The sequence below is a fragment of the Aquirufa antheringensis genome (assembly GCF_023921165.1).
GTDB classification, from domain to species: Bacteria; Bacteroidota; Bacteroidia; order Cytophagales; family Spirosomataceae; genus Aquirufa; species Aquirufa antheringensis.
Window position 1 is genome coordinate 2281649 of sequence record NZ_CP049835.1, and the last position, 25906, is coordinate 2307554.

Sequence of the window (25906 nt, forward strand, 5' to 3'; positions counted from 1 at the left end):
CGACTAAGTCACGCAGTGACGACTAAATCGCGAAGCGATGACTAAGCCGAAGGCGACTAAGTCACGCAGTGACGACTGTTGCAAAGCTACCGCAAGTTATCCCCTTTTTCACAGCATTAAAAACCAATGAAACAGGCTTTTAATCCGTTAGTCCTTTTTTTGACCTAATTAATTCAATCCTCCCTCTTTCTTAATCGCGAACTATTTGATAATTTAGTGTAAAATTATGTCAGTGGAAGAAAATCAACAAAGCGCACCCATTTATAACGACGATAGTATTCGTTCCCTAGATTGGAAAGAGCACATTCGGCTTCGTCCGGGTATGTATATCGGTAAATTAGGCGATGGTTCATCGGTGGATGATGGTATCTATGTTCTTGTGAAAGAGATCATGGATAACTCGATTGATGAGCACATGATGGGAAATGGGAAGTCTATTGACGTTAAAATCTCTGATCATAAGGTGGAAGTGCGTGATTACGGTCGTGGTATTCCTTTGGGAAAAGTGATCGATTGCGTTTCCAAAATTAATACCGGTGGTAAATATGATTCTGGTGCTTTCCAAAAGTCTGTAGGTCTAAATGGTGTGGGTACTAAAGCCACGAATGCCCTATCTAATTACTTTAAGGTACAATCTTACCGAGATGGCCAAACAAAGTGGGCTGAGTTTTGTAAGGGTGAATTAACCGCTGAATCTCCTGGCATCGAAGCATCGAATGGGAAAAGTGGAACGCACGTTCAGTTTGAACCAGATAATACGATCTTTAAAAACTATCATTTTATTCCGCAGTATTTAGATTCCTTATTTTGGAATTATGCCTATTTAAATGCGGGATTGACCATTAATTTTAATGGAGAGAAGTATTTTTCCCAAAATGGTCTCTTCGACTTACTTTCTAAAAAGACGAATGCGGAGGAAAATCGGTATCCAATTATTCATTTAAAGGGTAATGATATTGAATTAGCGATAACGCATAATAACCAATACGGAGAGGAGTATTACTCTTTCGTAAACGGACAAAATACAACCCAAGGTGGTACTCACCTGGCGGCCTTTAGAGAAGCGATTGTTAGAACGGTACGTGAGTTTTTTAAGAAAGACTTTGATCCATCGGATGTTCGTGCGAGTATCGTGGGGGCCATTGCGATTCGGGTTCAAGAACCCGTTTTTGAATCTCAAACGAAGACTAAATTAGGTAGTACGACTATTTCACCTGATTCAAACTCTACTTCGATTCGTACGTTTGTAGGGGATTTTGTGAAGACGGAATTAGATAATTATTTGCATCAAAATCCAGCATCTGCCGATGCTTTACTAAAGCGTATTTTACAATCAGAACGTGAGCGTAAGGATATTGCTGGTATCAAGAAATTAGCGAATGAGCGTGCGAAGAAAGCGAACTTACATAATAAGAAATTAAGGGATTGTCGTGTACACTTGTCGGATGAGAAATCGGAGACTCGTCACGACACTACTTTGTTTATTACGGAGGGTGATTCAGCTTCTGGAAGTATCACTAAATCACGTGATGTGCAATTGCAGGCGGTATTTAGTTTACGAGGTAAGCCATTGAATAGCTTTGGCCTAACAAAAAAGATAGTCTACGAAAATGAAGAGTTTAATCTATTGCAACATGCATTAGATATTGAAGATTCCTTAGATAATCTACGTTATAATAAGATTGTCATTGCGACGGATGCCGATGTGGATGGTATGCACATTCGGTTGCTTATTTTAACCTTCTTTTTGCAATTCTTTCCTGATTTAGTGCGTAATGGTCACTTGTATATTTTAGAGACTCCCCTATTTAGAGTTCGAAATAAGAAAGAAACGCGTTATTGCTACTCTGATGAAGAACGTCGCAATGCGATCGAGGCCTTAGGTCCTAAGCCTGAGATTACGCGATTTAAGGGTTTGGGCGAAATTTCGCCTGAGGAATTCGGAAACTTTATTGGTGAAGATATTAAGCTAGAGCCAGTGATTCTAGAAAAAGATTTTACCATTCCGCAACTTCTAACCTATTACATGGGTAAAAATACACCGGAACGCCAAAAATTCATCATTGACAACCTCGTTGTGGAAAAAGATTTGGAAGAGGTTTTATTAGGGTAATTAGAAATTCAATTCAAGGAGTTGTTTAAGTTCTTTCAAGGCTTTAGTAGCTCCTTTTTTTTCTGCTTCATTTATCCCTAATCGTATTATTTTTTCTGCTCTATCTTCCTTGATTTCAGTTAGAAGTGCGTTCGCATAGGTGTAGTACGTCGCTATATAGTCTGGGAAATCTGTAATGATTCGTTCAAATTGCTCAAAAGAAGCTTCAATAGCCTTTTCTTTATACAATTCTATCGCTAATAGATAGTGGTTAAACGGATCCATTGGATCTTGATTAATCTCATTTTTAATAAATTCTTTGCGATCCATTTTGCTAAATTAAAAACAAATTAGTATGCTTGCATAACAATTTAATCTGCCATGAAAATACTAGTCTGTATCTCCTGTGTCCCAGACACTACCTCAAAAATAGCAATAGATCCATCAACCTCCCAAATTAGTAGCCAAGGATTAACATTTATCGTAGGTCCTTACGATGATTATGCCCTTTCAAGAGCTATTGAATTAAAAGAAAGTACTGGTGCTGAAGTGATTGTTTTGCATGTAGGTGGTTCCGAATCTGAAGCACTTATTCGCAAATGCTTAGCTCTGGGGGCAGATTCAGCTGTACGTGTGGATGGAAATCCTACTACTTCGGCTCAGATTGCGAATGCCATTGTATCCTACGTTAATCAAAACCCAATGGATCTCATTTTAATGGGTAAAGAATCCATTGATTATAATTCAGGTATTGTCCATGGTTTAGTGGCGGGAGCTTTAGGGTACACCCATTTTAATCCAGTGATGCATTTAGATGTTGCTGGTGATGGTTTACAATTAGAAGTGGAAATGGATGGTGGTAAAATGGAGGTTTCTTGTCCCCTACCCGCTGTTTTGGGTTGTCAAGAGCCCATTGCCGAGTGGAAGATTCCATCCATGCGCGGTATCATGACGGCTCGTACAAAAGAAATAGTGGTATTGCCTTTGGAATCCATCGGTCAAATTCAGATTGTTAAAGCGGATATTGCCGAAACAGCTCGGAAGAACAAGATGATTAAAGCCGAAGATGCTGAACAGTTAATTGATTTATTAAGAACGGAGACAAACGTATTATAAGATGAAAAAGGTCGCTATTATTGCTCAGACAAAAGAAGGTCAGCTTTCTGATACTTCTATTCAATTAATTTCATTTTTATCTTCCTTCACGCCGGAATCCATTTTACTGGTGGCTATAGGCGAAGTGAAGTTTGCTTCGTTACCTGCTTCAAAATCAGTTGATGTTATCACTTTATCTGAGGGATTGTGGGCAGATTCGTCTTCCATTGAACCATTATTGAAAATAGTAGACGGTTTCACCGTATTTGGTATAAAATCTATTCAAGTCGATAATTTGTTAAGCCTATTAGCTGCAAGTTCATCTCAAGAAATGATTTCAGGCGTTCAGCAATTGACTTATTCGGCAGGAAAATTCACTATTAGTAAATCGATCTTTTCTGGTAAGGCTTCGTTAACAGTGACATCGGAATCTGCGTCTTATTTCAGCTTGAATCGCAATTTTGATTTTAGTGGTAATGCAGCGTATGGAGATCAATCGATTAGTTCTGTTACCACTTTAACGAATGCATCAGGTAGCAAAGCTTCTATTCTTGCCTTAAAACCGATTACTGGCGCTATACCTTTGCCAGATGCCGCATTAGTGGTGGGTGCTGGTCGTGGTTTAAAAGATCCAGGTAATTGGACGATTGTAGAGGATTTGGCCAAAGCCTTAGGTGCTGCAACCGCTTGTTCTAAGCCCGTATCTGATCTAAATTGGCGCCCTCACCATGAGCACGTAGGACAAACCGGCGTTAAGATTTCACCTAATTTGTATATCGCTTGTGGTATTTCTGGTGCCATTCAGCACTTAGCTGGAGTAAATGGTTCACGTATTGTAGTAGTGATTAATAATGACCCAGAAGCACCATTTTTTAAACACGCAGACTATGGAATCGTGGGTGATGTGAATGATATACTTCCAAGGTTAACAAAAAAGCTTCAATCTCATTAAAATTAGCGGTCTAATTGGTACATTTGTGTTTTAATATAGGCCTTTGAAAGAGTTTGTTCCTTTGCGTATTCTATCGGTTAACCCTAGTTCTGTAGGTGCTAGCTCCTACATTCTTTTACTAGAGTCTGATAGTGCGCAATCCTTGCGTTTTCCGATTGTGATTGGAAGTCAAGAGGCGCAATCTATTTCCGTTTATTTGGAAAAAATACAGACCAGTCGTCCCTTAACGCATGATTTGTGTGTTAATCTCCTTTCCTATTCGAATGTATCTATTCAAAAAGTCTTAATTACCGACTTTAAAGATGGTATTTTCTATGCGAATCTGGAGGTATACAAAGATGGAGAGACCTTTCAAGTTGATGCGAGGCCGTCAGATTCCATTGCTTTGGCCATCCGTTTAGATATTCCCATTCTAATATCTGAAAAGTTGTTACATGAGATTTGCATTCCGGAGGAAGAGTTTTTGGATGAATTAGAGGATGATCTTGATGTGTTAGAGAAGGCACTAGTTGTTCGATCTAAGGCCGAATTAGATGGATTGTTACAGAAAGCCCTGCAAGACGAAAACTATGAAGAGGCTGCCAAATTACGAGATGAAATTGAAAAATTATAAATATGAAATATTCTAAAAGCCGTCCACAATCTACCCAGTTAACCTTGGTGATTTCAATGGCGAGTTTGGCCTTTATTCTTGCATTATTCTTTCAATTGTTTGTTAGCGTAAAGTCGTGGGGAGATGAAATTAAGTCTCAGATGAAGGTATATGTCTATTTAAGCGATTCATTATCCACTTCTGATTTAGCTGCTACGATTACTTATTTCAAAACTCGCCCCTATTTAGGACAAAAGGAGTTGAAGCCTGAATTAGAATTTAAGTCCAAAGCCCAGATTGCTTCTGAATTCCTTAAATCTTCACAAGAAGATTATCAAAGTCTGTTAGGGGAAGAAAATCCATTTAAAAACTGTTTGATTTTAGGTATTAAGGAAGAATTTAAAAACGAAGCTGCTTTTAAAAAGATTGTAACAGAAATTCAAACAAGACCCGAAGTGTACGAAGTAACTTACCCGAATACATTCATCGGTTCTTTATTAGGTAAAATTAAGGCAGTGGGTTATGTAGGATTGATTTTAATAGTCATTTTAGTGTTGTTTGTTTATGTACAATTAGCAAACAATATTCGACTTCATATTCATGGAAACCGTGTTTTGATAAAGACGATGCAATTGCTAGGTAGCACGAATGGATTTATTCAAAAGCCCTATTTATTGAATGCTTTATTAGTTGGTTTCTTAGGTGGACTAATAGGTTTCGTGCTAGCGGATGGAGCATTCTATTATTTTTCTACATCAATTCCTGAGATATCTTCCTTATTTTTCGAAATAAACAATCAAGTTCAATTGGTTCTGGTCTGTGTAGGTTTTTGTACCTTCTTCAGTGTAATTGCTTCCTTCTTTTCTATTTCAAAGTATTTAAAAATTCAACATACAAACCTATTTTAATATGAGTCAATCCAATATGCCATTAGGGGCTAAAGACATCAAAATTCTCTTACTAGGTATAGGAATTATGTTGGTTGGTTTTTTTGTGATGACCTTAGATAAAGAGGAATTTGGCTTTGGCTTTTTGGGCCTAACCCTTGGTCCTATTCTGGTTTTAGTCGGGATCATTATTCCGGTGTTCTCCCTTTTTAAGTGGAAACGCTAATGACAGAGATTCTTAAAACGATCATCTTAGGTTTAGTAGAAGGTTTAACGGAGTTCTTACCTGTGTCATCTACGGCTCATTTAATTGTGTCTGAAAATTTGTTAGGAATTGAAAATTCTAAGTTTCTTAATTTCTTTACTGTTTTCGTTCAATTAGGTGCTATTGCTGCTGTCCCGTTCCTCTACTTCAAACGATTATTTGCCTCTGGATTATCCATTTACTATACAATTATAGCCTCATTTATTCCAGCGGTCATTTTAGGTGTTTTGTTGGATGATTTTTTAGAAGCGCTTTTCCAAGGCTATTGGTTTATAGCTGGCTCTTGGATCGTGGGAGGATTCATTCTTATCCGAATTGATGCTTGGTTGCCTTCAAAAGTAGACTCAACAGAAATTAACGCCATCTCCTATTTAAAAGCCTTCAAAATAGGCTTATTTCAATGTATAGCGATGATTCCTGGTGTTTCCCGTTCGGGTGCAACTATCGTAGGTGGCCGCGTTTTAGGTCTTAGTCATTCCGCAGCTGTTGAATATTCATTTCTATTAGGGATACCTACTATTTTAGGAGCGTGTGCTAAGAAATTATTGGATTATCGCCACGACTTTGATGTGTTGTTTACGAAAGAACATATTCAATTTTTGGGAATTGGCACAGTGATAAGTTTTATTGTGGCACTCCTAACGATCCATTGGATGGTCGGATTTGTAAAAAAGCATGGTTTTAAATTATTTGGATACTATCGCATTATTGTTGGTCTTTTATTAAGTGTGTACCTGTGGATGAGTTAATAGAAGTTCAAGATAAGTTTTATGTGATTAACAAGCCTAGGGAATGGTCTTCTTTCGATGTGGTCAAGAAGATTCGGAATATGGGTCGATTTAAAAAGATAGGTCACGCAGGAACGTTAGACCCATTAGCGACCGGTATTTTAATCATGTGTGTGGGTAAATACACAAAGAAGATTGATTATTTCCAATCTCTTCCGAAGACTTATACAGGCAAACTAGTTTTGGGTAAAACCACTCCTTCCATTGATTTAGAAACCGAGTTTGACGGTGAATATCCAATTGATCATATTGATTCCAGTTTACTAGAGGATGTTCGTCAAACTTTTTTAGGTGCTATTCAGCAAGTCCCTCCTATTTATTCTGCGATTAAACTCAATGGACAACGTTTATTTACCCATGCGCGAAATGGCGTAAGCGCAGATGAATTAGAGATTAAGATAAGAGATGTGGAAGTGTATCGAATGGAAATTGATGCAACTCATTTTCCTGAGATTAGCTTTGAAATTGAATGTAGTAAGGGAACTTATATTCGGAGTATTGTACGAGATTTCGGCACTAAATGTCAATCAGGCGCTTATATGAGTGAATTGGTTCGAACAAAAATAGGTGAATGGGGTTTAGACAAAGCACAGGAGGTAGCCACTTTTAACAGCGAATTACATGAAGTGCTTTTATAGTTTTGATACGGTTTCAATTGATTCGCCTACAGCTGTGACTATCGGTATGTTTGATGGCTTGCATTTGGGTCATTTGAAGGTGATACAAGGCTGTTTAACTGCAGCTAAGGAGGCAAATCTTAAGACCTGTGTCATTACGTTCTCAAATCACCCCGCGGATCATTTCACAGGAAAGCGTAATGAATTATTGATGCCCATGCAGGAGAAAATTGCTGCATTGGAGGGATTAGGAATCGATTATGTGATTATCATTCCATTTGATGCCTATATCGTCGAATTACCCGCAAAATTGTTTATTCAAGAACATTTAGTACATCGTCTAAAAGCACAAAAAGTGATTTTAGGCTATGACAATCATTTTGGGAAAAACAGAGAAGGTTCTATTTCTTATATCAAGGAGCATTTTAGCGCTGAATTAGAAGCCATCTCCATTGATGTAGCAAAAGTGGATGAGGTAATAGTTAGTTCCTCACAAATCAAAAAGTACCTATCTGAAGGAGAAGTACAAAAGGCCAAAGCGATGTTAGGCCAATACTTTGCTATTTCTGGCATTGTGGTTCATGGGAATCAGAATGGCCGGAAAATCGGTTTCCCTACCGCAAATATGTCGCTAAACGCAGATAATAAATTCATTCCACAATTAGGAGTTTATTTATGCGAAGTGCATCTAAAAGAAGGTAGCTTCTACGGCTTGACTAATATGGGATATCGTCCTACGTTAAATAAAGATGAAGGAATTCACATCGAAACACATATTTTAGGTTACGATGGAGACCTGTATGGACAAGGAATCGAGATTCGATTTATGGAAAAAATTAGGTCTGAGAAGCGATTTGACTCCTTTGAAGAATTAAAGAATCAAATCGCCGCGGATTTAGCTTGGGCTAAATTGTATTTAGCATAAATTCATATAACTACCCAAGAAGACTATTTCGTCCCCTCTTTTCGTTAATAATTCTTGTATTTTTTGATCTAATTTATTGCCTTCAATATCAATAAAGAACCAGAATTTAAATTCATTCGTGTCCTTCTGAGGTCTCGATTCTATTTTCAATAAGTTGATACCTCTCGTCTCAAAATCTTGTAAAAGAGAAAGTAAAGCTCCTGGTTTATCATCATTCTTTAGCTTAATGGCCAAACTCGTCTTATCCTTATCTGTTTTCTTTAAATTTTCCGCTTTGGAAATAATAAAAAAACGAGTTTGATTCGCATCGTTATCTTGAATGTTATCAAACAAAATAGGTAAAGAATAGATCTTAGCAGCGATGTGCGAACACAAAGCAGCTCCATCCTCTTCTTCTACGGCTAATTTAGCCGCACGTGAGGTTGAATCAACTTGAACAAAGAAATCTTCCTCCTGGCCAGAGAAATAGTCGTTTAAGAAGCCTTTACATTGTTGGAAGGCAATGTCTTTCGAATAAATCCTTTTAATGCCCTGAATTCCATTATGCTTAGAGGCCAAACAGAAGTTAACTGGAATAATAATTTCTGATATGACGAATAAATTCTTTTCATTTAAAAGATCCATCGTTTCCTTTACCATCCCCTCTTGATTATTCTCAATGGGAACTACACCGTATTTGGCACGACCTGTTTCTACCGATTCAAAAACAGATTTTATGGAAGGCAACGAGATGTAATCAGCTACCGCACCGAAACGGTTTTCTGCTGCCTGATGCGTAAAACTACCTTCAGGCCCTAAATAACAAATAATTTCAGGTAATTCTAAATTACGCGATACACCAAAAATTTCTAGAAAAATTGCCTCGATAGCCTCTTTCTTCAATTTACCCGTGTATTGATTAGCTAAACGATCAATGATTTCTTTTTCTCTATCTGGATGGTAGATAACTGAATTAGATTCTCGTTTTAATTTACCTATCTCCTCTACAAATTCCATTCTTTGCACCAATAGGGAAAGAATCGAATCATCAATGTGATCTATTTTGTTTCTTAATTCAGGTATGTTCATGCGTAAAATTGTGCTAATTAGCTCAATTTACGAATTTTAGCAGATTTTAGGAAGGGAAATAAAAAAAAGGATTTGAATAAATCCTTTTCGTTAATGCTAGATGTACTGTGTGATTCCGTTTGGATTCGAACCAAAGACCTACTGCTTAGAAGGCAGTTGCTCTATCCAACTGAGCTACGGAACCTTAATCAAAATAAAAAGTCAATTTATAATTGGTGTAAAACACGTCCTCATAAATTGACTTTTGTCGGGGTGGCAGGATTCGAACCTACGACCTCTTGGTCCCAAACCAAGCGCGATACCGGGCTACGCTACACCCCGAAAATTGACTGCGGAGAGAGAGGGATTCGAACCCTCGGTACCGTTACCAGTACGCATGTTTAGCAAACATGTCCTTTCGGCCTCTCAGGCATCTCTCCTAGCATTTAAGAGAGCACAAATGTAGTAAATATATTTATTAAATGAAATATATGGCGAAAAAATTATTTCGCCATTACATCAAAACTTGAAATAGATTTACCTTCTAAACTTGTTTTACCCATTAAAAACAAGTCGATATTTCTAGCTGCTTCACGTCCTTCTGAGATTGCCCAAACCACTAATGATTGACCACGACGCGCATCACCTGCAATGAAAACTTTCTCATTATCAGATTGATAAGAAGCATTAGCGGCCAGATTACCACGCTCATCTGCATTCACTCCCATAGCGGTTAATTGCTCGAATAAACCCGTGTGATCCGTGTGTAAAAAACCAGCCGCAATTAAAGCTAAATCACATGGAATTTTTCTGATATTCATTACCTCTTGCTCCATTTTTCCATCCTTCATATTATAAACGATGTCTCCAATGAGTAAAGCTTCTAGCTCACCTTTATCATTTTTGATAAATTCTTGTAACGAAATAGACCATAAACGCTCCGCTCCTTCATCGTGGGAAGTTGAAGTACGCAACATATTAGGCCAATTAGGCCAAGGTGTGTTTTCTGCTCTAGCCACTGGAGGCTTAGGCATTACTTCAATTTGTGTTATGGAAGCAGCTTTATGGCGATTAGAAGTCCCTACACAATCAGAACCAGTATCTCCACCGCCTATTACGACTACATGCTTTCCTTTGGCATGAATATCTGCATTCGCATATTTCTCTCCTTTGTGGTTTACTTCTAACGCAATAGACGCATTTCGCTTATTCTGCTGCGATAAAAACTCCATCGCAGGATAAATACCAATGGCATCATTTCCCTTTGCTGAGATAAAACGGGGAGTCGTACTTCCTGTAGCTACTAAAACGGCATCAAAATCATTCGTTAAGTTAGCTAACTTCTCCGTAGTTCCGATATTAGCATTCGTAATGAAGGTAATACCTTCTTGCTTCATTACTTCTACACGACGAGTAACTACCGATTTATCTAATTTAAAATCAGGAATACCATAACGTAATAATCCTCCAATTTGATCTGCACGCTCATAAACCGTAACTAAGTGACCAGCTTTATTTAATTGCGCTGCAGCAGCTAAACCCGCTGGACCTGAACCGATAACAGCTATTTTTTTACCCGTACGCGTTTTAGGAATAAATGGAACAACCCACCCTTCTGAATAAGCCTTTTCAATGATTGATTTCTCGATCAATTCAATAGCCACTGCTGGTTTGTTAATACCTAATACACAAGCTGATTCACAAGGAGCTGGACAAATACGTCCCGTAAATTCAGGGAAGTTATTGGTCGTACTCAAAATATCATAGGCATACTTCCAATTTTGCTCATAAACCGCATCGTTGAATTCAGGAATGATATTCCCTAGAGGGCATCCATTATGACAGAATGGTGTACCACAATCCATACAACGACTCGCTTGCGCTTCTGTTTCAGCTATAGAGTTTAATTGCTCAATTTCTTTGTAATCATTCACGCGCTCAGAAACAGCTCTTTTAGGAGCTAATTTGCGTTCAATTTCCAAAAATCCGGTTGGCTTACCCATTCTATCTTATTTTAAATCTACTTTAATATCTTGATACACTTTGTTTTTGTCTGCTAACACATCAGAGATGCTTAGTTTTCTAGAACTTAAGGCATTCTTGTAATCTACAGGTAATACTTTCTTGAATTGGCTTGCTAAGGCATTGAAATTATCATACACTAGCTTTCCTTTCACTGAACCCGTAAGAGCAACGTGTTTTTCCAAATACATCAATATGATGTTTTTATCTTCTGGCGTCAATTCGGTAATTTCTACCATTTCGCGATTCACTTTCGCATCAAACGTATTTTGTTCATCCAAGATGTAGGCTACACCACCAGACATACCTGCCCCGAAATTACGGCCTGTATTTCCTAAAATGATCACCAAACCTCCTGTCATATATTCACAACCATGATCACCAATACCTTCTACGACAACTTTAGCACCTGAATTTCTGACACAAAAACGTTCACCTGCCATACCCGCTAAATAAGCCTCACCAGAAGTAGCTCCGTAGAATGACACGTTGCCCACTATCGAATTCTCAGAGGCTTTGAAAGAAGCTAATGGCGAAGGATAGGCTACGAGAGTCGCGCCACAAAGTCCTTTACCAATGTAGTCATTTGCATCTCCTTCTATTTCGAATTTGATACCTTTCACAGAAAATGCTCCAAATGATTGTCCAGCCGTTCCTTTGAACTTGATATTTATGGTATCAACAGGCAAACCTTTTTCACCATACTTCTTCGTTATTTCATTCGATAAAATGGTTCCTACTGAACGATTAACATTGATGATATCTAATTCACCATTTACTTTTTCACCTTTATCTATCGCAGGTTGAGCTATTTTCAATAATTCCCAGTCTAATTGATCTGCTAATCCATGATCTTGTTCCTCTGATTTGAATACAGCAACGCCTTCTTCTAATGCTGCTGGGGCCAAAATTGGGCTCAAATCAATATTTTTAAACTTCCAGTGTCCCGATAAATCTTTCATTTCTAATAGATCCACTCGACCCACCATCTCCTCTAGTTTACGGAAGCCTAATTCAGCCATAATTTCGCGTAATTCCTGTGCTAAGAAATGGAATAAGTTCACAACGTGATCTGCTTGACCCGTGTATAAGGCTCTTAATTCTGGATTTTGAGTAGCTACACCTACGGGACAGGTATTTAAGTGACACTTACGCATCATAATACAACCTGCTGTTACTAAAGCTGCGGTGGCTACACCAAATTCCTCTGCTCCTAACAAGGCCGCTACTGCGATATCCTTACCTGTTTTGATTTGACCATCTGCTTGAATGGTCACACGTCCACGTAATTTGTTTTTCACTAGGGTTTGGTGCGTTTCAGCTAAACCGAGTTCCCATGGTAAACCAGCGTGACGGATTGAAGATAAAGGCGATGCTCCAGTACCTCCATCATAACCTGCGATCAAAATGTGATCAGCATGTGCTTTCGCTACACCGGCTGCGATTGTACCTACACCCGCTTCAGAAACTAATTTTACAGAGATTCTAGCGGCTCTATTCGCATTCTTTAAGTCAAAGATTAATTGTGCTAAATCTTCAATTGAATAGATATCGTGGTGCGGAGGAGGTGAAATTAAACCTACTCCTGGCGTACTATGACGAGTTTTACCAATCCAGTCATCTACTTTGTGTCCTGGTAATTGACCTCCTTCTCCTGGCTTTGCACCCTGCGCCATCTTGATTTGAAGTTCTTTCGCATTGGTTAAATAATGCGCCGTTACACCAAATCGACCAGAAGCCACTTGCTTAATAGCTGAATTCATTGAATCTCCATTCGCCATTTTTTCAAAACGAATTGGATCCTCTCCACCCTCACCGGTATTTGATTTACCACCAATACGGTTCATCGCGATAGCTAATGTGGTATGGGCTTCATACGAAATGGATCCAAAAGACATAGCTCCTGTAGCAAAACGGGCTAAAATATTTTCAACCGGCTCTACTTCATCAATCGAAATCGCTTTACTTGATTTGAATTTCAATAAACCACGCAAGGTGATGGACTTTTTGCTTTGGTCATCAATTAATTGCGCATACTTCTTATACACAGAATAATCATTCTGCTTCGTGGCTTGCTGCAATAAGTGAATTGTTGCTGGATTGAATAAGTGCTCCTCTCCTCTTTGTTTCCATTGGTAAATACCACCTACTTCTAATTTAGGCGACTCTTGCTTGCGCAATTGATAACCAGAAGTATGCTTAACAAGGGCTTCTTTGGCAATCGTATCTAAGCTAATTCCGCCTATACGAGAGATAGAACCACTGAAATAAGTATCTACTACCTCTTTTCCTAAACCTAGGATTTCAAAAATTTGAGCGCCTTGATAAGACTGTAAAGTAGAAATACCCATTTTAGAGAAAATCTTTAATAATTCTCCATTAACGGCTTTGATATAATTGTATTCTAATTTATCATAGCTCAAGTCTTTGTTCACAAATCCTTGATCCTTCATCGCTTTGATCGTCTCAAAGGCCATATACGGATTTACCGCACTAGCACCATAACCGATCAACGTCGCATAATGGTGTGTTTCCCACACATCCCCTGCTTCGATAATAATACCTACTTTTGCTCTTTTTTTCGTACGAATCAAATGATTATGAACAGAAGCCAATGCTAATAAAGACGGAATAGGCGCATGTGAACTATCAATACCACGATCTGTTAATAAAATGATTGAATAACCATCATCCACCGCATCTTCTGCGTATTGATTAATACGGTCCAAAGCCTTTTTCAAAACTCCTTCCTCCTCAGAAGCGCGGAAAGTCATGTGAATGGATTTCGTTTGGAAATTTTCATGGTCAATCCAACGGATCTTCTCCACCTCTTTGTTACGAAGAACAGGTTGTTGGATCTCGATTTGACGACAATGGGTAGGACTTTCCTCTAATAAGTTCGATAGACCTCCGATATCAGACAAAAGAGACATAACCATTCTCTCCCGGATGGGGTCAATCGGAGGATTAGTTACCTGGGCAAACAATTGCTTAAAGTAAGAGGATAAATGTTGGGCCTTTTCAGATAAGACCGCTAACGGCGTATCAATACCCATTGACCCTAAGGCCTCCTTCCCAGTTTCAGCCATTTGGGCTAAAACGATACGGATATCTTCAGTTGTAAACCCAAAAATTTGCTGTCTAGAAACTAGCTCGATCGCCTTCGGTTGTCTATACTCTGAACCCGCTTCTGGAAGATCTTCTACGCGAATCTTATTATTAACTAACCATTCTCCATACGGTTGTTGTTGACAAATCTTTTCTTTTAATTCTTCGTCTGGAATGATACGTCCTTGCTCCATGTCCACTACGAACATTTTACCTGGTTGTAAACGGCCTTTAGAAACAATGGTAGCTGGATCTAAATCTAAAACTCCTGCCTCTGATGCCATGATAACATGGTCATCTGACGTTACCCAATAGCGAGATGGACGCAATCCATTTCTATCCAATGTAGCGCCAATCATTTTTCCATCCGTGAACGAAATACTAGCTGGGCCATCCCAAGGTTCCATCATCGCGGCATGGTATTCATAGAAATCCTTTTTGTATTTCTCCATACTCTCATTACCATCCCACGCCTCAGGAATTAACATCATCATGACGTGCGGTAAAGAGCGGCCAGTTAAATACAATAATTCAATGGCGTTATCTAAAATCGCCGAATCGGATTGTCCTAAGCTACAAACCGGAAGAATCATGTCTAATTCTTCTTGAGTAAAGTATTTGCTTGAGAATAAAGCGGATTGCGCTTGCATCCAAGATGAGTTACCTTTTACCGTATTGATCTCTCCGTTGTGCGCGATAAAGCGGAATGGTTGAGCTAATTTCCACTCTGGGAAGGTATTGGTAGAGAATCGGGAGTGTACGATGGCCAAAGCCGAAGTAAAGTTCTCCTGGAATAAATCCAAGAAGTAACCCGGAACCTGCATGGTCGTTAACATACCCTTATAAATGATGGTACGGCAAGACAAAGAGGCAAAATAAAACTTATTGTTTAGGCCCGCAATTGTTTCATTTAACAACTTAGACACATATTGTCTGAAAACATAAAGCTTTCTTTCAAAATCAATTTCAGTCGCGCAATCTGCTGGTCTTTCAATAAACAATTGTTGAATAGACGGCTCTGCGTTGCCTGAATCTGCTCCTGTGATTTCCGAATTATCTACAGGAACTATTCTATAACCTAAAATACGTAATCCTAATTTCTTAGACTTACGCTCAATGACTTCTTTGCATTCTTTAATAAGCGTTTCGTCTTTAGGGAAAAAGACCATCCCTACTCCATAGTTTCCTAATGAAGGTAAAGCAAAACCTAAAGAACTAGTTTCTTCTAAGAAGAATTCGTGAGGGAGTTGCACTAAGACACCTGCGCCGTCTCCTGAATTAGGGTCACAACCACAAGCCCCTCTGTGATCCATACGAATCAACATTTTGATGGAATCTTGAACAATGCGATGCGATTTGATACCTTTTAAACTGGCAACAAATCCAATACCACATGCATCGTGTTCAAATTCTTTTCTGTACAAACCTACTTCATTCGGATTTCTCATAGGAAACTATAAATATTCTAATATAAATAATAATGAATCGAAAATACCTGAACCTGACTACTGGGTCATTTCAGATAGATAATATACCTAATTTCAAATTTAATTAAAAATAAATTTGGCAAAACGATCTATAGACAAAATATTCTTCTGAATTTGAATTATCAGAAATGCAACACAAAAAATCTTGCTATAGTGCAATTTTAATCATAATCCTCTCCATAAGACTCTCCAAATTCGCTCTCTCCCTCTGTATCGTCCTCATCCTGAAACTCATTTTCAAGGTCATTTAAGTAAATAGCATCGACTCCCTCCTGCACGGTATTCAACAAGGTAAGGTTTTCAATTTTAGCTGCATCTAATCGTTCAGCAATTGGATCGCTTTTAGTAACCACAACAAAAAGTCCACCTTCATTAGTACAAATTTTAGTCCCTTTGCGGATAGCGGAAACCCCAAATCCATCTAAATCTTCAATTTTACCTATATTTAAGATCATGTTAGCATAGTCTTTTTTAAACAAAAGACGGATAGCATTTTCTAATTCCTCAGCGTTAGTTGATCCTAATTGTTCTGCCTTCCAATCAATAACGGCATAACTTTCGTTTTGTTCGAGTTGAAATGAATTCATATTAGACATGTTGCAAATACTGGATTGTGTTGTTATAAATACGGTTATAAATATCTTCTTGAGGTTCTTTGTGAAATGGTAAGCCTGTGATTTCCTCGTATAACAAAATGTAACGTTCAGAAATTTGCTGAACGAATTCATCTGTAATGGTGGGTATATTCTGACCTTCTTTTCCTTGGAAACCATTAGCTATTAGCCACTCACGAACGAATTCTTTCGATAATTGTTTCTGAGCCTCTCCTTTCGCGAATAATTCAGCATACGGTTCCTTATAAAAATAACGAGACGAATCAGGTGTGTGAATTTCATCCATTAACATGATCTTCCCTTCATAAAGACCAAATTCGTATTTCGTATCGACTAAAATCAAGTTTTTTTCAGCTGCCATTTCCTGCCCTCTTAGGAACAATTGATGTGTGATGGCACATAGTTCATCCATGTGGCCTCTTGAAACAATGCCTTGTTCAATAATCGCCGCTACAGAAATATCTTCGTCGTGTCCTTCACTTGCCTTTGTGGTGGGCGTAATAATAGGAGAAGGCAGTTGTTGATTCTCTACTAAACCATCCGGTAAGGTGACACCACAAACGCTTCGTTTTCCAGCTTTGTATTCACGCCAAAGATGTCCTACTAAATAACCCCGAATAACCATTTCGATGGCAAATGGCTCGCATTTTAAACCATAAGCCGCATTAGGATCTGGTGTGGCCACTAACCAATTAGGCACGATATCAGCCGTCTTCTGTAGAAAATAGCTGGCAATTTGATTTAAGACCTGACCTTTAAAGGGAATTAACTTAGGAAGAACGACATCAAATGCTGAAATACGATCTGAAGTAATCATCAGTAAATGGTCTCCTATTCCATAGACATCACGTACCTTTCCTCTATAGAAAGACGTCTGATTAGGGAATTGATAAGGGGCTGGAATCATGGTTTGGCTAATTAATAGATAAGATTTTTTTGCTTCTTCTTCATTAAGTCAAGTAAAGATAAAGCTTCTTGTGTATTTATTTTTTGAGTTTGGCTGATCATTTGAGCTGAACTGGCTTGTTTCTTTAATTTGTTCTGAGGAAAATTGATTGCGTACAATTCAAATGCTTTAACGAGTGTATCTACATTTCCATTTTGAATGATAGAACGATGTAAATCAGTATATCCCTCCCGAGTGTGACCATTTAAAGCCATAAAATAACTATATAAAATGTCATTAGAGATACTTTGATCTTTAATAAATAGGTGTTCTCCCTGAATCGAATTCTTATGTGTTTTTAATTCCAGAATGGCGATAAGGTGCTCGACTTCCGGGTTTGTATAGAGCGTAAAATGTTGAAGAGTTTGTGCATTACGTAACGCTGCCTCATATTGATGCGAGGCAATTTGCTTGTTAAGTAGTGTAATTTGGGCATTGTATTCTTCTGATGATTTAGCGAATATACCATCATAGAATAAAATAAAAAGATAGAATAAGGTAGAAAACATCTATATTTTAATGGCTTTGGCTGTAAAAACACTATCAATAAATACTAAAATAACGATTAAAACTACTAAATACACTCTAACATAGGAGCCTCCAATCCAGCCATTCAGGGTATTAGTTGAAAAGATTGAAGATTTATTGCTTTCAATCGAAGAAGCTTGCCATCGGTCATTAGCTAAACCAAACAACTCAAACTGATCCTCAGAGGGGTGCTTAGGTGGTGTGGGTGTTAATACGTGTTTATGGTGAGATAATTTAGATCCATTAGCCTGTTCTAGCAAATTTAAAAATGACTCTTTGTTCGTTCGTGGGATCACTAGAAAGAATTCATCGCGCTTCCCTTCGTAGATACCTAGGCTGTAATTTCCTTTTTCAGGTAGTTCATTCAATTTATCTCGGAGCGCGTTCCATGTTAAACTGGAGCTATTATTAGCGATGACAAATAAGGTCGAACTCGCTTTTTGGCCTATGGAATCACTATTTTGCTTTCCATTTATGGTGTATAGACAGAGAGCCATAAAGGTTACTAAAAGCATAAAACGGAGAATATATTTAAAAACGACTATTCTCGAGATTTGAAATACCTTTCCTTTGGCTATATAATACTTATAAGCAATCAATAGGCAGGAACCCATAAATAATCCAACCAATAAAATACCAATTTCCTTTAAATTCATAAAAGGGGGTAAATTCAATTAAAATTAAATTGCTATTTTTACAATTCTATCAAAAATAGCATGGATATATTAAAAAGTAAGCGTCTCGATCACCTAAAATATGAAATTCGAGGACCTGTGTATGATAAAGCATTAGCTCTTCAAAATCAGGGTTACAAGATCACTTCCTTGAATATAGGTAATCCCGCCGCCTTTGGCTTTGAAACGCCAGACGAGATTGTCCATGATATTATTGTAAATATACGAAATGCTCAGGGATATGTTGATTCCCGTGGTCTATTTGCTGCGCGCAAAGCGGTCATGCAGTATTACCAAAACTTAGGTGTTAAGAATATTTTAATAGAAGACATCTATATAGGAAATGGGGTTAGTGAGCTTATTTCCTTAGTGATGACTGCCCTATTGAATACAGATGATGAAGTATTAATCCCTTCGCCAGATTATCCGCTGTGGACGACTGTGGCAGGTTTAGCAGGCGGAAAAGCGGTGCATTACATTTGCGCAGAAGAGAAAGATTGGGCTCCCGATTTAGCCGATATGGAAGCTAAAATAACCGCTAAAACGCGGGCTATTGTTTTAATTAATCCTAATAATCCTACAGGAGCAGTTTACTCGGAAGAAACAGTGAAGCAAGTGGTGGCCTTAGCGGCTAAGCATCAGCTTGTTCTCTTCGCAGATGAAATATATGATAAAATTTTGTTTGATGGAACAGCTCACCATACGGCAGCCGGTCTTTCTGATGATATTTTGATTATCACGATGGGAGGATTGTCTAAAAATTACCGGGCGGCAGGGTTTAGAGGTGGTTGGATGATTTTGACAGGTGCAAAACACAAAGCTAAATCCTATATTGAAGGGTTGAATTTCTTGTTTAGCACTCGTCTTTGCGCCAATGTGATTACGCAATATGGTATTCAAACAGCTTTAGGCGGTTATCAATCCATTAATGATTTAGTTGCCAAAGAGGGTCGTTTAAATCGCCAGATGAATTTAGCATACGAGCGAATTAATGCCATTGACGGGGTAAGTGCCGTAAAGCCGAAGGGAGCTCTTTATTTATTCCCTAAAATTGATTTGACTAAATTTAATTTCGAAGATGATAATCACTTTGTGATGTCTTTATTGGAAGAGCAAAAAATACTGGTTGTAGGTGGTCAGGGTTTTAATTTTAAGGGAAATGATCACTTTAGAATCGTCTTTCTCCCGCATGTAGAACAATTAGGTGTGGCTTTAGATAAAATTGCCTTACATTTTGAAAATTACCGTAAATGATTTTTAACGAATTCTCTCGGAAGCAAAAGCTGTTTATATTCCTTTTTGGAGTATTCTTAACGAATGCAATCGTGGCGGAGATAATTGGTGTTAAGATTGTTAGTATTGAGCGGACGCTTGGATTTTCGCCTTTACATTGGGCAACACCATGGGGGGATTTTTGGGATTTAAATCAAACGGCTGGAGCCTTAAACTGGCCTTTGGTATTTATTACTTCCGATATTATTAACGATTATTTTGGAAAAAAAGGGGTTCGATTCATCTCTTTCACCACTGCCCTATTTATCGCATTTTCCTTCTTAATTATTTATACAGCGACTTTATTAGTACCAGCGGATTTTTGGGTAGAGGTAAACAAGGGTTCAGAAAATTTTAATATCAATTCAGCATTTGCGAGAATATTTCGTCAAGGATTGGGAATTATTCTGGGATCGTTATCCGCGTTTTTAGTTAGCCAAATCATTGATGCGTTGGTTTTTGAAAAGATTAAATCCCGAACGGGTTCTAAGCACATTTGGTTGAGAGCTACTGGTTCCACATTAATTTCACAATTAATAGATAGCGTGTTAGTAATTGGTATTGCTTTCTATGCTTTTGGAAATTGGACTTTTGCACAATGGATGAATGTTTCCTTCAACAATTACTTGTATAAGTTTGTGGTGGCTATTTTGTTTACTCCTTTGCTCTATGTTGCCCATTGGGCCATTGAAAAGTATCTAGCTAAGGATAAAGCGCTTTAAATTATCCGCAATCACGGCAGTTGAAATACCTACGTTTAAAGATTCTGCTTCACCAAAAGCAGGAATGGTAATTCGCTCATCTAAGCTTTCCATTATTTCCTCTCGAATTCCATTGGATTCATTACCTAAAATAATGAAACCCTTATCTGGAAACTGATAGTGATGGATATTTTCGCCATTCAGAACGGCTCCAATCTTTTTATATTCCGGGTGTTCTTTGAAAAAAGTAGGTAAATCAACGTAGGTAAATTCGATGCGCGAGAACGAACCCATGGTAGAAATAATTACTTTGGGATTATAAAACTCGGTGCAATCCTCCGAAAGTACTAGTTGCTTGAAACCATACCAGTCGCAAATACGAATAATAGTTCCCAAATTACCTGGATCCCGAATACCATCAAGTACGATTGTATACCGATCTTGAATGATAAATGGAGGGAATTTCTTTTGTTGAACGACAGCTAGTCCAATCTGATTGTTAACTAAGGTGCTTAATTTTTGAATACTCTCTGCATCCAAAAAATAGATAGGAGCTTTTGATTGTTGACTAATTTGATCGGCGAGAGAAACATGAACTTCGTTCAACAGGAAAAAATCTACTGTAAAGTCAGACTTTAACAATTCAAGCAGCGACTTCTCCCCTTCCACTAAAAATAAATCATTCTCTTTTCTTCCTTTTTTAGAATGTAGGGAATTAATTAACTTTATTTGTTTATTAGTTAGCATCTCTTGAAGAATCAATCAATTATCGGTTTTATTATCCTCAGTATAGGGCTCATTTCTTGTGGTCAATACCACTCCTTTGAGATCCCGAGTCCTGTTATAAATCAAATTAACTTAACGGGTAATCGTCAAATTTCTAAAGCTGAATTACGCACCAATGTAATGGGCGTTAAGAATTCATATCGCCGATTACTGCCTGCAAAATTATACACTTATCTGGGCATTAAAAGGAAAAGAAAAGATTCTCTTGAAATTAAACCTAGTTTCATTCAATTCTTTAAGTCCCCTAACCCTAGTTATAATTTAGCATGGTTAACGACAAACAAGGTACAAATCGAACGCTATTATCGAGAAAATGGCTTCTTAAAAGCCAAGATAAAGTCGAATGTAGATTCTATAGCTAATTTAGTTAATGTAACTTTTGAGATTGAGGAAGGAGAACCTAGTTATTTCACAAAAGAGGACTCGCTTTCGGTTGATAATCCCATTTTAGCAGAGCACGTTAATTCTTACATAAAAGAAAATAGTCTAATTCGTCCCATGGGTCGGTTAAAATTAGAGGTATTAAAAAAGGAAAAAGAGCAATTAAGTCATCATTTGCGAAACGAAGGTTATTATTATTTTTCGCCGGATGCTGTAGGTATCCGGATTAATGATGTGAAAGATTCGACATTACGACGCATTTCGCTTTATTATAAAATACCGGAGTTTAAGAATCATACACTTATTGCTAATTATGATCGCCTTTATCGCATAGGTGTTCCGGAATTTAGTATCTCAGATCCTTTTGGAAATCCAGCAGAACATCCGCCTTTAAAGAGTCTAAGTAAGTTAATCAACCTTCAGGAAGATGACTTGTATTCAGTCGATTTATTTAATCAGAGTTTAAAGAATATCTACCTAACAGATCAGTTTAAAACGGTATCTATTCGATTCGATACGACGAGAACTAGGTTGTTTCCTAAGATTGAGTTATTCCAAAATGAAAAATACAATTTTAGCTCTGAATTAGGAGGTAGCATATTTAGAGGAATACCAGGGCCTTTTCTAACGAATTCATTTAAAGTCAGACGGCTTTTTTCGAGTTTAGATTATTTTGATTTTTCTACACGAATCGGATATGAAGCTCAATCTGGATTTATTAATACGACAGATACGCGTAATAATTTAGAATTGAACGTTTCTGCCTCCATCAACTTCCCTAGTCTGTACTTGCCTAAGGCATTGATAGGAAAATTAGGTTCCTATTACGGAGCAAAGACTTCCGTGGGTGTTGGTTTTGATTTCATTAATCGTCCGGAATACCAACGTACTAATTTGAATTTGTTTCAACGATATACTTGGCAAAAAAGTGAATATAGCTTCTTTACATTTTCTTTGATTAACCTCAATTTATTAAATACCATTTATCCGGAGACTGCCACATCAGATTCATTTAAAGCCTATTTAGATGAATTAAAAGGTAAAGGGAATAATTTATACCGAAGTTTCAATCCCAGTTTTGTGAGTAGTTTGTCATTTCAATACATTTACCGGGACTTACTACCCAGCAATGAGTTGAAGAATGGAAAAATTTTTCAAATTGGGCTCGAATCTGGAGGTTCGACCTTAAATTTAGTTCCAAGTCATAAATTTAGTTTCGTAACTGATCTGTTGAATAGTGGACAAGATATCCAGTTTTACCGCTTTTTACGGTTGAATTTTGATTACCGTAAATATAAAATGCTGGGTCGAAATCAGAAATCTCAATTAGCTTTTAAACTCATAGGAGGAGTAGCCTATGCCTATGGTGATGAAAATGACTATCAATTACCTTATGAAAAAAACTTTTTCATCGGTGGGCCTTCTAGCGTCAGAGCATGGAAACCGCGTCGTTTGGGACCAGGCTCTTATGTTTCCTCGTCAAGTCTAGTAGAGCAGCCGGGTAGTATTTTAATAGAATCATCGATTGAATATCGATTTAGATTATTCCCTTTATTTGGCCAAATGAATGGAGCCTTCTTCGTGGATGCAGGTAATGTTTGGAATATGACACAAGGAAATACGGATCCTAGTACCCAATTTCATTTGAGTGACTTCTATAATCAGATTGCGGTAGGCACAGGCTTTGGCCTTCGTTGGGATTTTGACTTCTTTCTATTGCGCCTTGATTTAGCCACTAAAGTCATTAATCCGGCTAATCCTGTAAATCAAAAATGGGTTCTGTCACAAACTTCTTTCGAAGGAGGACAAAACCCAATTGAATTTAATATCGGTATTGGCTATCCCTTTTAAGGATTATTTACGTGCCATTACCTTGATTGCTTTCGCTACGATAGCTTCGGCATTTAAACCATATTTTTCCATTAATTCGGCTGGCTTTCCTGATTCTCCGAAAGAATCGTTCACTCCTACGAACTCCATTGGTGTAGGATGGTTCATGGCTAAATATTGAGCCACTGAATCCCCCAATCCACCATTGTACTGATGCTCCTCAGCCGTCACGACACAACCTGTCTTTTTAACAGAAGCTAAAATAGCTTGCACATCTAATGGTTTAATCGTGTGAATATTAATCACCTCTGCTTTGATACCTTTTTCTAATAAAGCTTCGGCAGCCTGAATAGCTTCCCAAACTAGGTGACCCGTCGCTAAGATTGTTACATCAGTACCCTCTACTAAATGCAAAGCTTTACCAATTTCAAATTTTTGATCTTCTGGTGTGAATACAGGAACTACTGGACGTCCAAAACGTAAATATACTGGACCTTCGTAATCGGCAATGGCGATAGTAGCTGCCTTAGTTTGGTTGTAATCACAAGGGTTAATAACCACCATTCCTGGCAACATCTTCATTAAGCCGATATCTTCCAAAATCTGGTGCGTTGCTCCATCCTCTCCTAGCGTTAAACCAGCGTGAGAACAACAGATCTTCACATTCTTTCCAGAATAGGCTACTGATTGACGGATTTGGTCATAAACACGACCCGTTCCAAAGTTAGCAAAGGTCGTAGCGAAAGGAATAAAACCACCTAACGTTAAACCTGCTGAAATACCAATCATGTTCGCTTCTGCGATACCTGTTTGGAAAAAACGCTCAGGGCTATTCTTGATAAATCCTTCTAATTTCAATGAACCAATTAAATCAGCGCACAATGCGACCACTTTAGGGTTATGCTGACTTAAATACTCCATACCCGCTCCAAAACCCGAGCGTGTATCCTTTTTTGTTTCGTAGGTAAATAATGCCATTTCTATCTGATTAATAATCGCCTAAAGTTTCTTCTAATTGCGCTAATGCGTCTTGTAATTGTTGGTCATTAGGTGCTACACCATGCCATTTATGTGAATACATCATAAAGTCTACACCAGCACCCATTTCTGTTTTCATGATAATCATGATAGGAGATCCTTTTCCTAATTCAGCTTTGGCCTTAATTAGCGTATTTTGTATATCCACCGCATTATTACCGTCCATACGCATCACATTCCAACCAAATGCTTTGTATTTAGCCTCTAAATCACGGTTGCTCATTACTTTCTCTGTAGGACCATCAATTTGCTGTCCATTTTCATCAATGAAAGCAATCAAATTGTCCACCTTGTGATGAGGAGCATACATCGCAGCTTCCCATACTTGGCCTTCATTTTGTTCCCCATCACCCATTAAACAGAAAACGGTAGACTTGTCACCATTTAATTTCTTTGCTTGTGCAGCTCCGATAGACACACTAAGACCTTGTCCTAACGAACCTGACGCAATACGAATACCTTCTAAGTGCTCATGTGGAGTTGGGTGTCCTTGAAGACGCGTATCAATTTTTCTAAACGTAGCTAATTCAGCCGTAGGGAAATAACCACGACGAGCTAACACGCTGTAGATTAATGGAGAAATATGGCCATTAGATAAGAAGAATAAATCCTCATTCGTTCCATCCATATCAAACACTACTTTTCCGGCAGCATCTGTTTTCAGATTCATCGTGCTAAAATACAGATCCACTAAAAGATCTGTACAACCTAATGATCCACCTGGGTGACCGGATTGGCAACCGTGAACCATTCTTAAAATGTCTCTGCGAACCTGAGAGCTGATTTTTTGTATTTCTTGTGTTTGCATGGTAGGTGATTAGTGAATTTGAGAACTGTGGTTCTTCGTATCCACCTTTTCGATAATGTCAATAATAATTCCGTTTTCGTCGATGATAAACGTAGTTCTTGCTACGCCCATATATTGCTTTCCGTACATCGATTTCTCTACCCAGACACCAAAAGCTTCCGCTAATTGATGTTCAGGATCAGATAAAAGAGGGAAAGCTAAATTGTATTTTGCTTTAAACTTAGTGTGAGAAGCGTTGGTATCAATACTTACTCCTACTACTTGAAAACCTTTGGCTTGAAGTGCATCTAGATTTTCATTCAGATTGCAGGCCTGAGCAGTACAACCGGGTGTATTATCCTTGGGATAAAAATACAAGACTGTTTTCTTTCCACTAGGGATAGCAAAATTGTTTCCGTCAGAGTCCACCATGGATATGGTAGGAGCTGCATTACCTATTTGTAGTTTCATA

At 38.0% G+C, this 25906-nt stretch carries 24 protein-coding genes and 3 tRNA genes; 12 read left to right on the forward strand and 15 right to left on the reverse strand.

What is annotated here, in order from left to right; genetic code table 11:
* Nucleotides 1-226 precede the first annotated feature (226 nt).
* A complete protein-coding gene (locus G9X63_RS10285) occupies nucleotides 227-2113 on the forward strand; it encodes a DNA topoisomerase IV subunit B (protein ID WP_130896689.1) in 1887 nt (628 codons plus the stop codon).
* Here G9X63_RS10285 and G9X63_RS10290 read toward each other — a convergent pair whose 3' ends face one another.
* Nucleotides 2114-2422, reverse strand: coding sequence for a tetratricopeptide repeat protein (locus G9X63_RS10290; RefSeq protein WP_252622897.1), 309 nt, complete (start codon nucleotides 2420-2422; stop codon nucleotides 2114-2116). It abuts the gene before it with no gap.
* Nucleotides 2423-2473: 51 nt separating this feature from the next.
* On the opposite strand from G9X63_RS10290, the gene G9X63_RS10295 reads away from it, so the two are divergent.
* The 8 genes from G9X63_RS10295 to ribF are packed head-to-tail and all read left to right on the forward strand — an operon-like array spanning nucleotide 2474 to nucleotide 8213.
* The gene (locus tag G9X63_RS10295) at nucleotides 2474-3208 is read left to right on the forward strand and encodes an electron transfer flavoprotein subunit beta/FixA family protein (RefSeq protein WP_130923350.1); all 735 of its coding nucleotides are present in this window, start codon (nucleotides 2474-2476) and stop codon (nucleotides 3206-3208) included.
* 1 nt (nucleotide 3209) lies between these two features.
* A complete protein-coding gene (locus tag G9X63_RS10300; RefSeq protein ID WP_236633209.1) occupies nucleotides 3210-4139 on the forward strand; it encodes an electron transfer flavoprotein subunit alpha/FixB family protein in 930 nt (309 codons plus the stop codon).
* Between the two features lie 43 nt (nucleotides 4140-4182).
* Nucleotides 4183-4752, forward strand: coding sequence for a bifunctional nuclease family protein (locus G9X63_RS10305; RefSeq protein ID WP_252622898.1), 570 nt, complete (start codon nucleotides 4183-4185; stop codon nucleotides 4750-4752).
* 2 nt (nucleotides 4753-4754) lie between these two features.
* The gene (locus tag G9X63_RS10310) at nucleotides 4755-5639 is read left to right on the forward strand and encodes a cell division protein FtsX (RefSeq protein ID WP_252622899.1); all 885 of its coding nucleotides are present in this window, start codon (nucleotides 4755-4757) and stop codon (nucleotides 5637-5639) included.
* A gap of 1 nt (nucleotide 5640) precedes the next feature.
* Entirely contained in the window at nucleotides 5641-5844 is a 204-nt protein-coding gene (locus G9X63_RS10315) for a DUF3098 domain-containing protein (RefSeq protein ID WP_130896694.1), read from the forward strand.
* Nucleotides 5844-6632 (forward strand): undecaprenyl-diphosphate phosphatase, encoded by a 789-nt coding sequence (locus tag G9X63_RS10320; RefSeq protein WP_130923348.1) that lies wholly within the window; start codon nucleotides 5844-5846, stop codon nucleotides 6630-6632. The genes G9X63_RS10315 and G9X63_RS10320 overlap by 1 nt, the downstream gene beginning before the upstream one ends.
* Nucleotides 6620-7309: a tRNA pseudouridine(55) synthase TruB gene (gene truB, locus G9X63_RS10325; protein ID WP_252622900.1), complete on the forward strand. Its 690-nt coding sequence runs from the start codon at nucleotides 6620-6622 to the stop codon at nucleotides 7307-7309. Before G9X63_RS10320 ends, truB begins: the two co-directional genes overlap by 13 nt.
* The gene (gene ribF / locus G9X63_RS10330) at nucleotides 7293-8213 is read left to right on the forward strand and encodes a riboflavin biosynthesis protein RibF (RefSeq protein WP_252622903.1); all 921 of its coding nucleotides are present in this window, start codon (nucleotides 7293-7295) and stop codon (nucleotides 8211-8213) included. The genes truB and ribF overlap by 17 nt, the downstream gene beginning before the upstream one ends.
* On the opposite strand, the gene pheA is transcribed toward ribF, so the two are convergent.
* The 10 genes from pheA to G9X63_RS10380 all read right to left on the reverse strand — a co-directional run bounded on the left by pheA (nucleotide 8205) and on the right by G9X63_RS10380 (nucleotide 18462).
* Nucleotides 8205-9281: a prephenate dehydratase gene (pheA, locus tag G9X63_RS10335; RefSeq protein ID WP_252622905.1), complete on the reverse strand. Its 1077-nt coding sequence runs from the start codon at nucleotides 9279-9281 to the stop codon at nucleotides 8205-8207. The genes ribF and pheA overlap by 9 nt on opposite strands.
* 110 nt (nucleotides 9282-9391) lie before the next feature.
* Nucleotides 9392-9465, reverse strand: a tRNA-Arg gene (locus tag G9X63_RS10340).
* A gap of 63 nt (nucleotides 9466-9528) precedes the next feature.
* Nucleotides 9529-9602: transfer RNA gene (locus G9X63_RS10345), tRNA-Pro, on the reverse strand.
* An 11-nt stretch (nucleotides 9603-9613) separates the two neighbouring features.
* Nucleotides 9614-9700, reverse strand: a tRNA-Ser gene (locus G9X63_RS10350).
* A 63-nt stretch (nucleotides 9701-9763) separates the two neighbouring features.
* Nucleotides 9764-11263 carry a glutamate synthase subunit beta gene (locus G9X63_RS10355; RefSeq protein ID WP_252622907.1) on the reverse strand — a complete coding sequence of 500 codons (1500 nt, stop codon included), beginning with the start codon at nucleotides 11261-11263 and terminating at the stop codon, nucleotides 9764-9766.
* Nucleotides 11264-11269: 6 nt separating this feature from the next.
* The gene (gene gltB / locus G9X63_RS10360) at nucleotides 11270-15838 is read right to left on the reverse strand and encodes a glutamate synthase large subunit (RefSeq protein WP_252622910.1); all 4569 of its coding nucleotides are present in this window, start codon (nucleotides 15836-15838) and stop codon (nucleotides 11270-11272) included.
* A 200-nt stretch (nucleotides 15839-16038) separates the two neighbouring features.
* Entirely contained in the window at nucleotides 16039-16464 is a 426-nt protein-coding gene (locus G9X63_RS10365; protein WP_130923342.1) for an STAS domain-containing protein, read from the reverse strand.
* Nucleotide 16465: 1 nt separating this feature from the next.
* Nucleotides 16466-17398 (reverse strand): phosphoribosylaminoimidazolesuccinocarboxamide synthase, encoded by a 933-nt coding sequence (locus G9X63_RS10370; RefSeq protein WP_252622912.1) that lies wholly within the window; start codon nucleotides 17396-17398, stop codon nucleotides 16466-16468.
* Nucleotides 17399-17409: 11 nt separating this feature from the next.
* Entirely contained in the window at nucleotides 17410-17946 is a 537-nt protein-coding gene (locus tag G9X63_RS10375; protein WP_252622914.1) for a hypothetical protein, read from the reverse strand.
* Nucleotides 17947-18462 carry a hypothetical protein gene (locus tag G9X63_RS10380; protein ID WP_252622918.1) on the reverse strand — a complete coding sequence of 172 codons (516 nt, stop codon included), beginning with the start codon at nucleotides 18460-18462 and terminating at the stop codon, nucleotides 17947-17949. It lies immediately after the preceding gene.
* Between the two features lie 219 nt (nucleotides 18463-18681).
* Between G9X63_RS10380 and G9X63_RS10385 the strand changes: the two genes are divergently transcribed.
* Nucleotides 18682-19893 (forward strand): pyridoxal phosphate-dependent aminotransferase, encoded by a 1212-nt coding sequence (locus tag G9X63_RS10385; protein WP_252622920.1) that lies wholly within the window; start codon nucleotides 18682-18684, stop codon nucleotides 19891-19893.
* Nucleotides 19890-20633 carry a queuosine precursor transporter gene (locus tag G9X63_RS10390; RefSeq protein WP_252622922.1) on the forward strand — a complete coding sequence of 248 codons (744 nt, stop codon included), beginning with the start codon at nucleotides 19890-19892 and terminating at the stop codon, nucleotides 20631-20633. Before G9X63_RS10385 ends, G9X63_RS10390 begins: the two co-directional genes overlap by 4 nt.
* Here the strand turns inward: G9X63_RS10390 and G9X63_RS10395 are convergent.
* A complete protein-coding gene (locus G9X63_RS10395; protein WP_130923336.1) occupies nucleotides 20610-21359 on the reverse strand; it encodes a TrmH family RNA methyltransferase in 750 nt (249 codons plus the stop codon). The two genes, G9X63_RS10390 and G9X63_RS10395, sit on opposite strands and share 24 nt — an antisense overlap.
* Before the next feature lie 3 nt (nucleotides 21360-21362).
* Here G9X63_RS10395 and tamL point away from each other — a divergent pair, with 3 nt between their 5' ends.
* Complete coding sequence (gene tamL / locus G9X63_RS10400; protein ID WP_130923335.1) at nucleotides 21363-23630, forward strand: translocation and assembly module lipoprotein TamL; 2268 nt, start codon at nucleotides 21363-21365, stop codon at nucleotides 23628-23630.
* A gap of 3 nt (nucleotides 23631-23633) precedes the next feature.
* On the opposite strand, the gene G9X63_RS10405 is transcribed toward tamL, so the two are convergent.
* Genes G9X63_RS10405 through bcp form a run of 3 tightly spaced genes read right to left on the reverse strand, consistent with a single transcriptional unit; the run spans nucleotide 23634 to nucleotide 25905 of the window.
* Nucleotides 23634-24587: a transketolase family protein gene (locus G9X63_RS10405; protein ID WP_130923334.1), complete on the reverse strand. Its 954-nt coding sequence runs from the start codon at nucleotides 24585-24587 to the stop codon at nucleotides 23634-23636.
* Between the two features lie 10 nt (nucleotides 24588-24597).
* The gene (locus G9X63_RS10410; protein ID WP_252622924.1) at nucleotides 24598-25455 is read right to left on the reverse strand and encodes a transketolase; all 858 of its coding nucleotides are present in this window, start codon (nucleotides 25453-25455) and stop codon (nucleotides 24598-24600) included.
* Between the two features lie 9 nt (nucleotides 25456-25464).
* Nucleotides 25465-25905, reverse strand: a complete 441-nt coding sequence (gene bcp, locus G9X63_RS10415; RefSeq protein WP_130896711.1) for a thioredoxin-dependent thiol peroxidase — start codon at nucleotides 25903-25905, stop codon at nucleotides 25465-25467.
* Nucleotide 25906 lies beyond the last annotated feature (1 nt).